Here is a 14,176-nt window from a genome sequence, read left to right as displayed (position 1 = left end):
GGCCGCTCAGGCCTTGCCCGGCACCAGTTCCTTCTGGGCCTTGGCCACCACACGGTACCGCCGCTGCCGAACCGGCCCGGCACTGAAAGCGTCTTCCATCACGGCCGCGTGCTCTTGCGCATGCCGCTTGCTGGACCCCGTCGAAGGCGCCGCCGCTTCCTGCCGGCCCGCGTAGCGCAATGTGCGCCGAGTCGCTGCCAGCATCGGCTCCAGCTTGTCTCGAACAAACAGGAACGCGCCCTGATTCCGCGGCTCTTCCTGCGCCCAGACGACCTCAGCCGTCGAAGGATATCGCCACAGCATCGTCTCAATCTCTTCGGCCGGCCACGGATACATCTGCTCCAGCCGCAGGATCGCCACGTTGTTCAGTTCGCGCTTATCCCGTTCCGCCACCAGTTCGTAGTAGATCTTGCCGGTGCAGAAGATCACCCTCGCAACACGGTCTGGCGCGGCTGTGCCCGCATCGCCGATCACCGGTTCAAAGTGACCGTGTGTGAAGTCGGCCAGTGTGCTGACGGCCTTGGCGTGCCGCAACAGACTCTTCGGCGTCATCAGCACCAGTGGCTTGCGCAACCCGCGCCGGTCCTGCCCACCGTACATCTGGCGCCGCAGCAGGTGGAAGTACTGCGCCGGCGTCGTCACGTTGCACACCTGCATGTTGTTCTCGGCGCAAAGCTGCAGGAAGCGCTCCAGGCGTGCGCTGGAGTGTTCCGGACCTTGCCCCTCATACCCATGCGGCAGCAACAGCACTAGCCCACTCGGCTGCCCCCACTTCGCTTCACACGACGTTACGAACTGATCGATCATGATCTGCGCGCCATTCGCGAAATCGCCGAACTGCGCTTCCCACAAGGTCAAGGTCAAAGGGTCGCCCAGCGAATAGCCGAACTCAAAGCCCATCACGCCATACTCCGACAGCGAGCTGTCGAAGACCTCAAACCGCGCCTGCTGCGGATCGATGTGCATCAGCGGGGTGTGCACCTGGCCCGTGTTGTAGTCGAAATACTCAAGGTGCCGCTGCGAGAAAGTGCCGCGGCCACTGTCCTGCCCGCTCAACCGTACCGGAGTCCCTTCCAGGGCCAGCGTGCCGAAGGCCAAGGCTTCGCCCGTCGCCCAGTCCGCCGTACCACCCTTTAGGATCTCCTTGCGCTTTTCGATGAACCCCTTCAGCTTCGGGTGCAGCGTGAAGGTGTCCGGGAAGGTCGTCATGCCTTCCACGACGCGCGCAATCAGACTCTCGTCCACGGCCGTCCGCGGGCACACCAGCGGAACGGTGGTCTCCTCGAAGGTCGTCACTTCCTGCAGTTCCCACTTCTCGCCCTTCGACTGCGCCTCTTCGTGCGCCGCATTCAGGGCATCCTGGATCTGCCGGCGGATCCGTTCCACCGCATCCTTCGTGACCGTGCCCGCCTTCGTCAATCGTTCGGAGTATTGCGTTCCAATAGGCTTCTTTGCCTTGATGATCTTGTACATCAACGGCTGTGTGTAGCTCGGATCGTCCGCCTCGTTGTGTCCATACCGGCGGTAGCAGATCATGTCGATGACGACATCTTTCTTGAACCGCATCCGGTAGTCGATCGCAATCTGCGTCGCCCGCACACACGCTTCCGGATCGTCGCCGTTCACGTGCAGAATCGGGGCCTGCACCGTGCGCGCCACGTCCGTACAATACGTTGACGACCGGCTCTCGTCAGGCGTCGACGTGAACCCGATCTGGTTGTTGATCACCAGGTGGATCGTCCCGCCCGTCCGGTAGCCGTTCAACTGCGACATGTTGAGTGTTTCCACCACAACGCCCTGGCCGGCGAAGGCCGCGTCGCCGTGCACCAGAATCGGCAGCACCTTTTCGCGCTTCACGTCACCCATCCAGGTTTGCTTCGCGCGGACAATGCCTTCCACCACCGGGTCCACAGCCTCCAGGTGGCTCGGATTCGGCGCCAGCGAGATCTTGATCTCCTTGCCTGACGCTGTCCGCTGGATCCCGCTGGCGCCCAGGTGATACTTCACGTCACCTGAGCCCTGGGTCGCTTCCGGATCCACATTGCCTTCAAACTCGCCGAACACCTGCGACATCGACTTGCCGATCAGGTTCGACAGCACCGTCAACCGGCCGCGGTGCGCCATGCCGACCACAATCTCCTGCACGCCGCTGTCGGCGCCACGGTCCAGGCACTCGTCCAGCACCACCATGGCGCTCTCGCCGCCTTCCAGCGAGAACCGCTTCTGGCCCACGAACCGTGTATGCAGGAAGTTCTCGAAGCTTTCCGCCTGCAGCAGCTTCAGCAGCACGCGACGCTTTGCTGTCTCTTCCAGCGGCCAATTGTTCGCCTGCGGCTCCATTCGCTCCTGCAGCCAGCGCTTCTCTTCCGGATGCTGGATGTGCATGTACTCGCAGCCCAGCCGCCCGCAGTAGGTCTGCCGCAGTGTCTCCAGAATCGTGCGCAGCGTCGCAATGGTCTGCTTCCCGCTCGTCGCCAGGTTGCCGATGATGAACTCGCGGTCGAAATCCCAGATGCTCAGGCCGTACGTGGTCGGATCCAACTCCGGGTGATAGCTCGGCTGCACGCCCAGGGGATTCAGGTCGGCAATCAGGTGCCCGCGCACACGGTACGCGTTGATCAACTGCAGCACCGCCGCCTGCTTGGCGATCTCTTCCATCCGCTTTTCGTCGCGGAATGCCGAGCTCGCCGCCTTCCGGTCCACCTGCCAGCGGAACGGCTGGTAGGGCATGCGAGTCTGCTCGAAAATCTCGTCGTAGAAACCTTCGCTGCCCTCAAGCAGCGACTGCAGCTTGCCAAGGAACTGGCCAGACTCGGCGCCCTGGATAATGCGATGGTCGTACGTGCACGACATCGACATCACCTTGCACACGCCCAAAGTCGCCCGCAGTTCCTCGCTGACACCCTGGAACTCGGCCGGGAAATCGATGCTGCCGGTCGCCACAATCGCGCCCTGGCCCGGCATCAGCCGCGGTACACTGCCCAGCGTCCCCACGGTCCCGGGATTCGTCAGTGACACCGTCGTGCCCTTGAAGTCGTCCACCGTCAGCTTGCCGGTCCGCGACTTGGCCACGATCTCATCGAACGCGGTCAGGAATTCATAGAACCCCTTGGCCCCGGCGTTCTTGATGCTCGGCACCACCAGGGACCGGTGTCCGTCCTTGCCCGCCACATCCACCGCAATACCGATATTGATCTCCGGCCGCACCACTCGATGCGCCTGCCCGTCGATCTCCGCATAAGCGTCGTTGATGGCCGGGACCTTCTGGATCGCCTTCACCATCGCCCACGCGATCAGATGGGTGTAGCTGATCTTGCTCTTCCCGTGCAGGTCCCGCCAGTGATTCAGCAACCGCCGGTTCTCGTCGATGACTTTCACCGGGATCGTGCGCTGCGATGTCGCCGTCGGCACCGTCAGGCTCAACGTCATGTTCTCCGCAATCCGCATCGGTGCACCCTTCAAGGGCACCAACTGATCGGCGGGGCTCAGCGCCACCGGCGGAACAACCGGAGCCACCGGCCGCACTTGTACGGTCTGCGGCGGAGCAGGCGCCGGGGCTGGAGTCTCAGTTGGAGGCGGCGCGGCAACAACCGCCGTCGCGGCAGCCGGCTCATCGGCCTCTGCGACCGGCTCGGCCTCAAACTTCTCTTTCCAGCTCTCGTCTACGTTGCGGCTGTTGTTAACAAATTCTTGATACAGCTCTTCTTCCAGCCAAGAGTTGATCGTGATACGCTGTCGCGGTTCTGAGGACATGGTGTGGTTACGGCGGGGTACGCCCAGACTGGGCCCAGTCTTGCTTTCAGGATAACTCCCTTTTTCACAGATGCGCGGCCCCCCCTCCCGGGTTCTTGGAAGCACCCCACGGCGTTCCGCATACAATGTGTACCTAAGGGAATGAAACTTCTCGTCTTCTCCGATATCCACCATGACCTCGCGGCCCTGCGCCGCCTCATGGCGATGGAAGCCGACTACTATGTCGCCGCCGGCGATATGGTCAACTGGGCGCGAGGGTTGGACTCAGTAGGCCCTATCCTTCAAACGAAAGCCCCCAAAGTCTACGTCCTTCCTGGTAACCACGAAAACGCCGATCAGATCGACGCCTTCTGTCAGGAATTTGGCCTCAACACCCTGCACGGCAAGCACTTCCAGGCCGGTGCGCATACGGTGGCGGGCCTCGGCCACTCCAGCCCAACTCCGTTCAATACCCCCGGTGAATACTCGGAAGCCGAAATGGCCCAGCGCCTCGCCCCGCTAGCCGACCCCCACCCTGAGATCCTCATCTGCCACTGCCCGCCCCTGGGGACGGACTTGGACGAGGCCGCCCCTGGCCGCCACTTCGGAAGCCAGTCCGTTCGCGATTTCATCGGCCAGGTGCAGCCCGCCTGGTTCTTCTGCGGGCATATCCACGAGGCCGCCGGCCGCGAAACGAGGCTGGGCGGCACCTTGGCCCGGAATGTGGGCAAACAGGGCTACCTGCTGGAATTGCCGGACTGAGCGATTCCTCAGCTCTCCATCCAGAGTTGGCCTCAACTTCAGAGTTGGGATTCGACGCAGCTATGTTTCGCGCCGGCCGCCTAGTTACTCGTCTCCACATCCATCGCGCCGACCGCTTCCAGGTCCGCCAGCGGAATGCGTCGAGCTCCTACGTAAGTCACACTAAAATAAGGGTCAGACAGCGGAGTGACCATCACTGTCTTGCGCCGGTTCGGAGCATGGATGAACGAGCCGCCGCCGACATACATCCCTACGTGCCAGCCCCTCCGCCGGTGGTGGAAGAACACCAGGTCCCCAGGCATCAGCTCATCCTTCTGAACCGGAACTCCTACATGGAACTGAGCGGGAGCCGAAGTCGGCAGCGCCAGCGAAAAGTTCGACTGGTACACGTATCGGACAAACCCGCTGCAATCAAATCCGTAGGATGGGCTGTTCCCACCCCACCGGTAAGGTGTCCCAATCAGCGAGTACGCTGTCGCCAGCAGAGGCTTCGTGCAGTTTCTACAGGTTCCTGGAATCGGCGGAGGCGGAGGGTACGCCGGAACATTCAGCGAAAGAATCGGCAACGAAGTCAGCCCGTTCGGCATCACACTGACAGGTTCCAGCAGCGGACCGATGTTCCGTCTAGTGCTCTTTGCAGTTCCTTTGCGGCTAACTGAACGCCTGTGCGTCGTCTGCGCGCGCTTGGATATGGCTGGCTTGGCCGTGGCCCGTTTGCCTTTGGATACCGCTTTTTTGCCTGTCGCACCCAGCGCGGAACCGCCCAGTGTCAATAACACTGGCAGCAGCACAAGGATCAGACTGTAGAGAACAGTACGCAAGTCCCAATCCTTTTCCAAACCCCCCAAGTCTACACAACTTACCCTTCGAATGGGAAATCCGTCCGGCGTTGGTAGGATAGAGAATATGACCCTCGTCGAACTCGAGCGGGAATACCTTGCGCTCCGCCAGCAATCGGAAGCTGTGCGGAGCTATCTTTGACATTCCCTCAAAAAACAAACAACTGGCCGTCATAGAAGAGACCATCGCCGACCCGGGCTTCTGGAACAACCAGGAGGCCAGCCAGAAGGTGATGCAGGAGCGCAAACGCCTGGAGGCCTTCGTCGCCCAGGATCGCTCCGTGTCCACTCTCGTCAGCGACATCGATACCCTATTTGAGCTGGGCCGAGAGGGCGAAGATATCGGAGCCGAACTGGCCCGCGAATTCGACAAGCTTCGCAAGCTCGTCGAACACCTCGAGACCAATATGCTGCTCTCGGGGGAAAACGATCACTGTGGCGCCATCGTCACCATCCACCCCGGCGCCGGCGGCACCGAGAGCCAGGACTGGGCGGAGATGCTCCTCCGCATGTACCTCCGCTGGTCGGAACGCAACGGCTTCTCGGCCGCCGTCACCGACCGTCTCGAAGGCGAAGGCGCAGGCATCAAATCCGCCACCGTCGAAATCGATGGTGAGAACTGCTTCGGTCTTCTCCAGAGCGAGATCGGTGTCCATCGCCTCGTGCGCATCTCTCCGTTTGACGCCAACGCCCGCCGTCACACCTCCTTCGCCAGCGTCTTCGTCATTCCTCTGATCGACGACGATGTGAAGATCGATATCAAAACCGAAGACATCCGGATCGATGTCTTCCGGGCCAGTGGCGCCGGCGGCCAGCACGTCAACCGCACGGAATCCGCCGTCCGCTTCACCCACATCCCTACCGGGATTGTGGTTCAGTGCCAGAACGAACGCAGCCAGCACAAGAACCGCGCTGCCGCCCTCAAACAGCTCCGCGCCCGTCTCTACGAATACGAGATGGACAAACGCCGCGCCGCTGAAAAGAAGTTGGAAGACTCCAAGGCCGACGCCAACTTCGGCAGCCAGATCCGCTCCTATGTGCTCGCCCCATACCGAATGGTGAAGGACCTCCGCTCCCGCTACTCCGTCGGCGATGTCGACCGCCTGCTCGACGGCGACATGGAAGACATGCTCCACGCCTATCTTGTGTGGAAGAAGACCGGCAAAACCTTCGGCGAGACCTCCAAGGACGATCTCGCCGACTAACTGCACCATGGACGAAGCAGTAATGGATCAGGCGGCCGAGCTCATCCGCGCCGGCCGCCTCGTCGCCTTTCCCACCGAGACTGTTTACGGCCTCGGCGCCAATGCCCTCAACTCCGCCGCCGTCCGCCTCATCTTCGCCGCCAAGGGCCGCCCAGCCACCAGTCCCCTCATCGTCCACGTCGATTCTCCGGAAATGGCCCGCCGTTATTGCACGACTTGGCCCGGCTCCGCCGAACTCCTAACCGCCCGCCACTGGCCCGGCCCTCTCACCCTGGTCCTGCCGAAAACACAGGACATTCCCGGCGAGGTGACCGCCGGGTTACCCAGCGTCGGTCTACGCATGCCGGCCCATCCCATTGCCCTCGAACTCATTCGGCGCAGCGGTTGTCCCATCGCTGCTCCCAGCGCCAACCGGTTCATGAGCCTCTCCCCCACCTCCGCCGCCCACGTCCGCAAAAGCCTCGGCGACTCGGTAGACCTTATCCTGGACGGTGGCTCCACCCCGGTCGGCATCGAATCCACCGTTCTCTCCCTTGCAGCCGAACGCCCCATCCTCCTTCGTCCGGGCATGATCGGACGCGACGAAATTGAGCAGCTAATCGGACGTGTAGACCTCGCCAGCGACCCCGGCGCCGGAGCCCACGCCGCTCCCGGCATGCACGCCCGCCACTATAGCCCCCGCACCCCGCTGTTCCTCGTCCGGAATGGCAAGCTTCCCAATACCGGCCGCGGAGTCTACCTCCAGTACGGCGCCAACATGCCCGCCGAGCCAAAAGCATACGCCGCCGCACTGTATTCCACTCTCCACCAACTCGATGAGCAGGGGCTGGACTGGCTGGCCGTGGAAGAGGTACCTTTAGACTCCGCGTGGTCCGGCATCCGCGACCGTCTGAGCCGCGCCGCCTCGCCTGAGCGATGAATACGCCGCACGAGCCGCTTCTCGCTAACCTTCTCGGCTATTCTGCCGGTACCCTCATTTTCGCCATCTTCTTTGTCCTCCTTACTTTGGATCGCGCCGGCCAGCGCCTGCGCACCAGCCGCCTTTCTCTCGCCGCCGCCGCCATGGCGCTCATCTGGAACGCCGGCTCCCTTGCTCTCCTGTTTACTGACTCGTTCTTCCTTCTGGTTATCACCACCTGCTCCCTCAGCCTCCTGCCGGCGCTGCTGCTCGACCTCCTGCTCGACGGCCGCCTCCGCCCCATTGCCTGGGCCGGCTACGCTTTCAGCGCCGTTTCCATGCTTCTCCATGCCACGGAACAATGGATCCCCATGCCGGTCACTGAGATGCACCGGCGCACTCTGGCCGCCACAGCCATCGGTTTCGCCATCCTCACCGCCATCAGCGCCGCATTCCTTCTCCGGAAAGCGCCCGCCGCCCGCCGTGCCATCCCCGCCATGGCCCTCTTCCTCTTCGCCCTTTCTTTCGCCCACTTCCATAACGAAGGATCTGAACACGCCTGGCCTGCCGAACTTGCTGTCCACCATGCCGGCATTCCGCTCGCGGTCTTTGTCCTCATGCAGGACTACCGCTTCCTCCTGCTGGATGCCTTCCTCCGCTTCCTGGCTAACATGCTGCTCGCCGGGCTCTTCACCTGGGGCGCCGCCGAGGTAGCGCACCGCACCGGTTGGGTTCGTTACGACCAAATGCCCGTCCGCCAGATCGCGCTCATGGCCCTCGGTACCGGCGCATCCCTCATTGCCTTCTCCGCCGCGCGCGGCGCCGCCCAAGCTATGCTCACCCGGCTCGTCTTCCGCCGCGGCGACCCAGACCAACTCCTCGAACGGCTCCGCAAGGAACCCATCGAATCCGAACCGGCCTATCTTGAATGGGCCCACAGCGAAATCGCCCGGTTCATGGAAGCCGAACGGCTACCCGATGGTCCCGGTCGCCGGGCCGGTGGCCGTCCCTATTTGAGTGAAGACCTCGCCATCCTCACCCGTCTCGAAGCCCAAACCTCCGAGCGCATCGAGCAATATCGCGAAAGCGAACGCAAACACCTGCTCTCCCAGGCCGAACTCCGTGCCCTGCAGGCCCAGATCCACCCCCACTTCCTCTTCAACGCCCTCAACACCCTCTACGGGATCATTCCCAAAGAAGCTGCCGGAGCTCGCCGCACCGTCCTCAATCTCTCCGACATCTTCCGCTACTTTCTGCGCGGCGATCGCCAAACCATAGCTCTGGAGCAGGAACTCGAAATCATCCGCGCCTATCTCGAAATCGAGAGTCTTCGCCTCGGCCCCAAGCTCAAGATCGAATTCGACATCTCCCCCGAGTCCAAAAGCGCGCCCATCCCGGTACTCAGTGTTCAACCGCTGGTCGAGAACGCCGTCAAACACGGCATCTCGCCCCTCCCGGAAGGTGGCATCGTCCGCATCCGGACCCATGTCGACAACGGGATGCTGTGCGTTTGTGTGCAGGATACGGGCCCGGGCTTCACTCAATCGACCGGAGCCGGAGCGGGCGTCGGCCTCGATAACGTGCGCCAACGCCTGCAGCTCCGCTACGGGCAGGTCGCCAAACTGGAAATCAGCAGGCAGCAGGGGGAAACCGTCGTTGGCTTCCATGCGCCACTAAATTGGTGATCCGGATGAACGTTCTGATTGTCGACGACGAGCCCATTGCCCGCCAGGTCCTCCGTGAGCTGCTCGAAGAGCACCCGGGCGCGACCTTGGCCGGTGAAGCCTCCACCGGTCTCGAGGCAGTCGAGCAGATCGCCCGCCTTCACCCCGACATAGTCCTTCTCGACCTCCAGATGCCCGGCCTCGACGGCTTCTCCGTGGCCCGCACCCTGCGCGGCGACTCGCTCCCCATCGTCATCTTCGTCACCGCGTTCGAAACCCACGCTCTGCAGGCGTTCGAGACCGGAGCCGTCGACTACCTGCTCAAGCCGGTCCGCAAAGAGCGTCTCACCGCCGCCCTCGAGAAGGCCCGCACCCAAATCGCAGGGCTGAAATCGCAACCGCCGCCGCCGCCCGCCGCCGAACCCCTACGACGCATCCTGGGCCGGTTGGGCGCTGACCTCCACATGCTCAACCCCGGCGATGTCATTGCCTTCCAGGCTGAGGGGGACACGGTACAGATCATCACAGCCCAGGGCCGCTACTATGCGGACCACTCGCTGCGTACGCTGGAGTCCAAACTGCCGCCTCCGCAGTTCCGCCGCATCCATCGCGGCACCATCATCAATACAGACCACATCCGCAAGATTTCACCGCTTACCTCAAAACGCTGGTTGTTGAAGATGTCGAACGGACTGGAAGCGATCGTGTCCAAACGCATGGCCGGAGTCATCCGGGACGCCACCCATTGGTAAGCCCTACGGGGCTGCTTCAATCCCCGTACGAGACCCCATCCAACCACTTTCTCAGTCCGTAGCAACTCTCAGCCGTTTTTGCTACTGTGAAGGCGATCATGCACATTCCGGATGGCTTCCTGTCCACTCCAGTGTGGGCCGGCCTGGCAACACTCAGCGTGCCTTCCATCGGCATGCTGGCACGCCGTGCCCAAGCCGGACTCAAGGATGCCCGCCTGCCCCTCATGGGCGTCATGGGCGCCTTCGTCTTCGCCGCCCAGATGATCAACTTCCCCGTCGGCATCGGTACCAGCGGCCACCTCGTTGGCGGCGCCCTGCTCGCCGCCACCCTCGGACCCGCCCCCGCCGCCATCGTCATGACGGCGATCCTCATCATTCAAGCCCTCGTCTTCCAGGACGGCGGCCTGCTCGCCCTCGGTGCCAATGTCTTCAACATGGCCATCGCCGGTGTCCTTGCCGGCTACTGGCCCTACCGCCTGCTCGCCCGCACCCGGGCCCGCCTCTTTGGCATCGCCCTCGGTGGTTTCCTCAGTGTCTTCGTCTCCGCCCTCCTCTGCCTTGGTGAACTCTCCCTTTCGGGCGTCCGCATCCCGAGTCACGCGCTCGGCCTCGGCCTCATTGTCTTCTGCATCACCGGACTCCTCGAAGGCGCCATTACTCTTGCAGTGCTCGGCTCACTCGAGAAAATGAACCCGCGCTGGTTGCGTGCCCCTGAAACGGATGGCCGCCCCGCGCTCATCCTGCTTGGCCTCTTTGCCCTCGTCCTCGTCTCCGCCGGCTTCCTCGCCGCCTCCGCCCTGCCCGATGGTCTCGAACGAGTCGCAGGTCTCGCCGGGCTCGGGAGCAAGGACGTCGCCGCGGCAGCAGCCGAGCCCTGGCTCCGCCAGGCAGCCCTCGGGCTCTCCGGACTCGTGGCCACATTTCTGGCCTGCTATCTCCTCGGTCGGTGGATCGTCCGGTGGCGCAACGCATAGCACCCACTCTCTTCGCCTTCGATGAATGGAGCCGCCGCAAAAGCCCCATCCACTCCCTCGACCCGCGCGCCAAAATCCTCGCCTGCCTGACGCTTCTCATCGCCACCGGCACCTGGCCGCTGGCCTGGACCCTCTCTGTTCTAGCGCTGATCCTGATCCTCGCCGCCCGCCTGCCGCTGTTCCCGATCGCCGCGAGGGCCGCGGTGGTTCTACCCTTCACACTGGTCTTCGCCGCATTCACCGCCTGGATGGGCGACACCCCGCGCGCGGTGGCCCTCCTCTGGAAGAGCTACTTGTCCGCGCTCTGGGTCTGCCTGCTCATGGGCTGCACCCCGCTCGAACGCCTGCTGGAAGCGGCCGCCCGACTCGGTGTGCCGCGCCTGCTGGTCGATGTCATGCACTTCACGTGGCGCTACATCGCGGTCATCTCCGCCCAAGCCTGGCGTATGCGCACGGCCGCCCTGGCTCGCGGCGGAGAGAAGTCATTTCAGGTCTCGGCTGCAAGCCTGGCCGTCCTCTTCGCGAGCTCATACGCCCGGGCCGAGCGCATTCATCGCGCGATGCTCGCCCGCGGAGCTGCAGGAGTCTCCCGATGAGCCCCGTGATTGAAGCACGCGGCTTGCGCTTTCACTACGACAGCGGTTTCGAAGCCCTGCGCGGTGTCGATTTCCGCCTGGATCCGGGCCAGAATGTGGCGCTACTCGGCCCCAACGGCTCCGGCAAAACAACCTTCCTGCTGCATCTCAATGGAGTCCTGCAGGGGGAGGGAGAGTTGCGCGTCTGTGGACTGGCGGTGGAACCTCGCCACTATATCGCCATCCGCCGCAAAGTCGGCTTCCTGTTCCAGGACCCGGAAGACCAGCTTTTCCTGCCGAGCATTCTCGAGGATGTCTGCTTTGGTCCACTGCAATCGGGCCTGAGTCAAGCCGAAGCAGAAGCCCGCGCAAAGCGCGTGCTGGAGCAGGTGGGGATCCGCAGCGGTTGGGAGCGCCCGCCCTACCACCTGAGCGGAGGCGAAAAGCAGCGTGTGGCCCTGGCCGGGATCCTGGCCGTCGAGCCGGAAATCCTCGTCCTGGACGAGCCCACAACACACCTGGATCCGCCGGCCCGACGCCATCTGTTGGAGTTGCTGCAATCACTGCCTCAAGCCAAACTTGTGGTCACGCACGACACTGCTTTTGCGAAAGCGCTCTGCCAGCAAGCCGCGTTCTTCGAAAACGGCCGAGTCCAGGCCCAAGGCAGCACAGACGAGATCGTCGCGCGCTTCCAATGGGAATTCTGAACGCCGGGCGCCCTGGGCCGAGCCGCCCTCCGGAGCAGAGACGTTCCGGAGGACGCTCAGCACAACCGCTCAGGTGGAGTAAGCGACGCGTACCTGCTGGGGAAACACACGTGTCCCCGCGAGAGTTACACCTGGGATTCCGTCCAGGTGCACTTCGCGCAGGTTTGGCAGCGCGGCCAGGAATGCCAGTCCGGCATCAGTGACCTTCTGGCATTGATAGAGCTCCACCTGCTCTAGGGAAGGCATCCGGCCGAGGATCGCCAGACTGCGGTCGGTGATCTGGGTCAGGCCCGCATAGTAATAATTGATGGCCAGTTCGGCGATGTACTCTGTCGCGAGGTCTGTCGTCTCACGGCAGTACATGCAGGTCAGGCGTTCCAGGTTCGCGCAGCGGCCCACATGCCGGAAGCCCTCATCCAGCACTCCGATGGGTGTGAGTTCCCGCAACGCCGGGAAGTGGGGCAGGTTCGATAGAGCATCGTCGTCAACCTTGGCGAGTCCAATCGCCAAGCTCCGTAGGGACGGCATCCTCGACAGTGCGAGAAAGCCGCGGCTGCCGAAGTGCTGGCAGACCCGGCCCCAGATTTCTTCCAGCGTCTGCGACTGGCTCAACGCCTCGAAGCCTGCGTCGGTCGCGGTTGATTCCTGTATGCGCAGGCGCTGCAGGCGAGGGATTGCAGCAATGTGTGGCATAGCCTCGTCGCGGCTGAGATCGCCGTCGCAGCCCAACACACTCAGGTTCGGCATTTGAGCCAGGTGCGCCATCCCTTCGGCCGTGATGCCGCTGACGTGCCAGAACAGGTCGAGTTCAAAGACTCCTTCCAGTCCTGCCAGCCCCGCCAGTCCGGTATTCGTGAATGGACCGTCGATGAGCAGCTTCACCGCCCTATCCCGCGCTGCCCCCTCGGTGCTTGCGATTTCGGGGCCATGCCACTGCTTCAACAACGGGAAGTTCCGCAGCAGAGGCAGACCGGTGTCGGTCACCAGACGGCCGGTGCTGAAGCGGCGCAGTTTCGCTTTGCCCTGCAGCGCCTCAATCGCCCCGTCACCGGTGGGCGACCCCATCAGGTCGACCACTTCGAGCTGATCGCAGAACCGCAGATTCGCTGCACCGGCATCGGTAATGCCCGCCTGCCAGGTCATCTCAAATGTTTTCAGATTCGGCAAGTGGCGCAGCACTTCCAAGCCGCGGTCAGTCAGCTTGCCCCCGGGATACTCGCTGAGGTTCAAGTGTTCCAACTGCGGCATGCGCGCCAACTGCAACAGGCCTTCGTCGGTGAGTTCCCGCGAGCCGCCCAGGTTCAGCCGGGTGACGTGGCCCAACTCCGCAATGCGCGCCAACGTCGCGTCCGTCATCAACCCGCCGGCATCTACAGTGGGAATTCGCAGTTCCCTCATCGCGCCGAGGAAACCGTCCCATTCGCCGCGGTTCATGCGGCGCCGGGGAGCGATGCGGTTCTCCTTCGCATCGACCTCGAATGCCTCCACCGAGGGCGGAGCGCCGGTCGCCACAGCCTCCAGTAGAGAGGACCAGTTGCCGAATCCGGCATCCTGCGCAACGACCGTCTTTGCCTCTTCCAGGGCTAAATAGTTCTTAGGTACTTTCGAGGAGCGTTGCCGGAGGGCGTAGACCCGCCGCCACGCCTCTGCCCGTACATCGGCGTGCGAAAACGCGCGCTCGTAGTGCACATTCAGGCGCTGCAAGGCGTCTGCGTCTCCTTCATACGCCTGGACGAAGTCCTCAGCTGCCTGGGCATAGGCTGCCTGGGACGCCAGTGCCTGCGGCGAGGCGGTCGTCGCATCGCGCGCCTCCAGCGCCTGTTTCAGATCTTTCCAGCTTGTCTGGCCGAATTCGCGGGCCAGCGCGTGCTGCACATCGCGCAAAACGGGCACGCCGGGTCCATTTGGGTAAGCCTGCCGGAACCGTTCGCGCGCTTCCGCGTCATCTTCGCGCAGGGCTTTCAGCCAGCGCTTCGCGTCCCGCTTGAGATATTCAAGCGAGGTAGTTGAGGTAATTGTTCGCTGCATGGCAACCTTCCTTCCGTCAATGCCCGGATTCCGCTTAATT

The 14,176-nt window shown here is 63.1% G+C and carries 11 protein-coding genes; 8 read left to right on the top strand and 3 right to left on the bottom strand.

Features of this window, described 5'->3' with window-relative positions:
• Window positions 1-6: 6 nt before the first annotated feature.
• Window positions 7-3,753, bottom strand: coding sequence for a multifunctional oxoglutarate decarboxylase/oxoglutarate dehydrogenase thiamine pyrophosphate-binding subunit/dihydrolipoyllysine-residue succinyltransferase subunit (locus ACR9Y2_RS05645; protein WP_435040081.1), 3,747 nt, complete (start codon window positions 3,751-3,753; stop codon window positions 7-9).
• Between the two features lie 141 nt (window positions 3,754-3,894).
• Between ACR9Y2_RS05645 and ACR9Y2_RS05640 the strand changes: the two genes are divergently transcribed.
• Window positions 3,895-4,494: a metallophosphoesterase family protein gene (locus ACR9Y2_RS05640; protein ID WP_435040080.1), complete on the top strand. Its 600-nt coding sequence runs from the start codon at window positions 3,895-3,897 to the stop codon at window positions 4,492-4,494.
• An 80-nt stretch (window positions 4,495-4,574) separates the two neighbouring features.
• On the opposite strand, the gene ACR9Y2_RS05635 is transcribed toward ACR9Y2_RS05640, so the two are convergent.
• Window positions 4,575-5,315, bottom strand: coding sequence for a C40 family peptidase (locus ACR9Y2_RS05635; protein ID WP_435040079.1), 741 nt, complete (start codon window positions 5,313-5,315; stop codon window positions 4,575-4,577).
• Between the two features lie 85 nt (window positions 5,316-5,400).
• Between ACR9Y2_RS05635 and prfB the strand changes: the two genes are divergently transcribed.
• The 7 genes from prfB to ACR9Y2_RS05600 all read left to right on the top strand — a co-directional run bounded on the left by prfB (window position 5,401) and on the right by ACR9Y2_RS05600 (window position 12,108).
• Window positions 5,401-6,538 (top strand): peptide chain release factor 2 gene (prfB, locus tag ACR9Y2_RS05630; protein ID WP_435040078.1). Its coding sequence is split into 2 segments (ribosomal slippage): window positions 5,401-5,472 and window positions 5,474-6,538, totalling 1,137 coding nucleotides; the frame shifts between segments, so codons are not numbered across the junction.
• Window positions 6,539-6,545: 7 nt separating this feature from the next.
• Complete coding sequence (locus ACR9Y2_RS05625) at window positions 6,546-7,457, top strand: L-threonylcarbamoyladenylate synthase (protein WP_435040077.1); 912 nt, start codon at window positions 6,546-6,548, stop codon at window positions 7,455-7,457.
• Window positions 7,454-9,121, top strand: coding sequence for a sensor histidine kinase (locus ACR9Y2_RS05620; protein WP_435040076.1), 1,668 nt, complete (start codon window positions 7,454-7,456; stop codon window positions 9,119-9,121). The genes ACR9Y2_RS05625 and ACR9Y2_RS05620 overlap by 4 nt, the downstream gene beginning before the upstream one ends.
• A 5-nt stretch (window positions 9,122-9,126) precedes the next feature.
• Window positions 9,127-9,852, top strand: a complete 726-nt coding sequence (locus tag ACR9Y2_RS05615) for a LytR/AlgR family response regulator transcription factor (RefSeq protein WP_435040075.1) — start codon at window positions 9,127-9,129, stop codon at window positions 9,850-9,852.
• Between the two features lie 98 nt (window positions 9,853-9,950).
• A complete protein-coding gene (locus ACR9Y2_RS05610) occupies window positions 9,951-10,826 on the top strand; it encodes an energy-coupling factor ABC transporter permease (protein ID WP_435040074.1) in 876 nt (291 codons plus the stop codon).
• Window positions 10,811-11,422 carry an energy-coupling factor transporter transmembrane component T family protein gene (locus ACR9Y2_RS05605; RefSeq protein ID WP_435040073.1) on the top strand — a complete coding sequence of 204 codons (612 nt, stop codon included), beginning with the start codon at window positions 10,811-10,813 and terminating at the stop codon, window positions 11,420-11,422. Before ACR9Y2_RS05610 ends, ACR9Y2_RS05605 begins: the two co-directional genes overlap by 16 nt.
• Window positions 11,419-12,108, top strand: coding sequence for an energy-coupling factor ABC transporter ATP-binding protein (locus ACR9Y2_RS05600; protein WP_435040072.1), 690 nt, complete (start codon window positions 11,419-11,421; stop codon window positions 12,106-12,108). Before ACR9Y2_RS05605 ends, ACR9Y2_RS05600 begins: the two co-directional genes overlap by 4 nt.
• A gap of 69 nt (window positions 12,109-12,177) precedes the next feature.
• Here ACR9Y2_RS05600 and ACR9Y2_RS05595 read toward each other — a convergent pair whose 3' ends face one another.
• On the bottom strand, window positions 12,178-14,136 hold the full coding sequence (locus ACR9Y2_RS05595; protein ID WP_435040071.1) for a hypothetical protein: 1,959 nt from the start codon (window positions 14,134-14,136) through the stop codon (window positions 12,178-12,180).
• Window positions 14,137-14,176 lie beyond the last annotated feature (40 nt).

The sequence above is a fragment of the Paludibaculum fermentans genome (assembly GCF_051172195.1).
GTDB classification, from domain to species: domain Bacteria; phylum Acidobacteriota; class Terriglobia; order Bryobacterales; family Bryobacteraceae; genus Paludibaculum; species Paludibaculum fermentans_A.
Note: the sequence above shows the minus strand (reverse complement) of the source record. Positions and strands in the feature narration are given on the sequence as shown.

Excerpts from the sequence above, each read along its gene's own strand:
- ACR9Y2_RS05615 (WP_435040075.1), top strand. The coding sequence starts at position 9,127 with ATGAACGTTCTGATTGTCGACGACGAGCCCATTGCCCGCCAGGTCCTC.
- ACR9Y2_RS05640 (WP_435040080.1), top strand. The coding sequence starts at position 3,895 with ATGAAACTTCTCGTCTTCTCCGATATCCACCATGACCTCGCGGCCCTG.
- ACR9Y2_RS05625 (WP_435040077.1), top strand. The coding sequence starts at position 6,546 with ATGGACGAAGCAGTAATGGATCAGGCGGCCGAGCTCATCCGCGCCGGC.
- ACR9Y2_RS05610 (WP_435040074.1), top strand. The coding sequence starts at position 9,951 with ATGCACATTCCGGATGGCTTCCTGTCCACTCCAGTGTGGGCCGGCCTG.
- ACR9Y2_RS05620 (WP_435040076.1), top strand. The coding sequence starts at position 7,454 with ATGAATACGCCGCACGAGCCGCTTCTCGCTAACCTTCTCGGCTATTCT.
- ACR9Y2_RS05645 (WP_435040081.1), bottom strand. The coding sequence starts at position 3,753 with ATGTCCTCAGAACCGCGACAGCGTATCACGATCAACTCTTGGCTGGAA.
- ACR9Y2_RS05595 (WP_435040071.1), bottom strand. The coding sequence starts at position 14,136 with ATGCAGCGAACAATTACCTCAACTACCTCGCTTGAATATCTCAAGCGG.
- ACR9Y2_RS05600 (WP_435040072.1), top strand. The coding sequence starts at position 11,419 with ATGAGCCCCGTGATTGAAGCACGCGGCTTGCGCTTTCACTACGACAGC.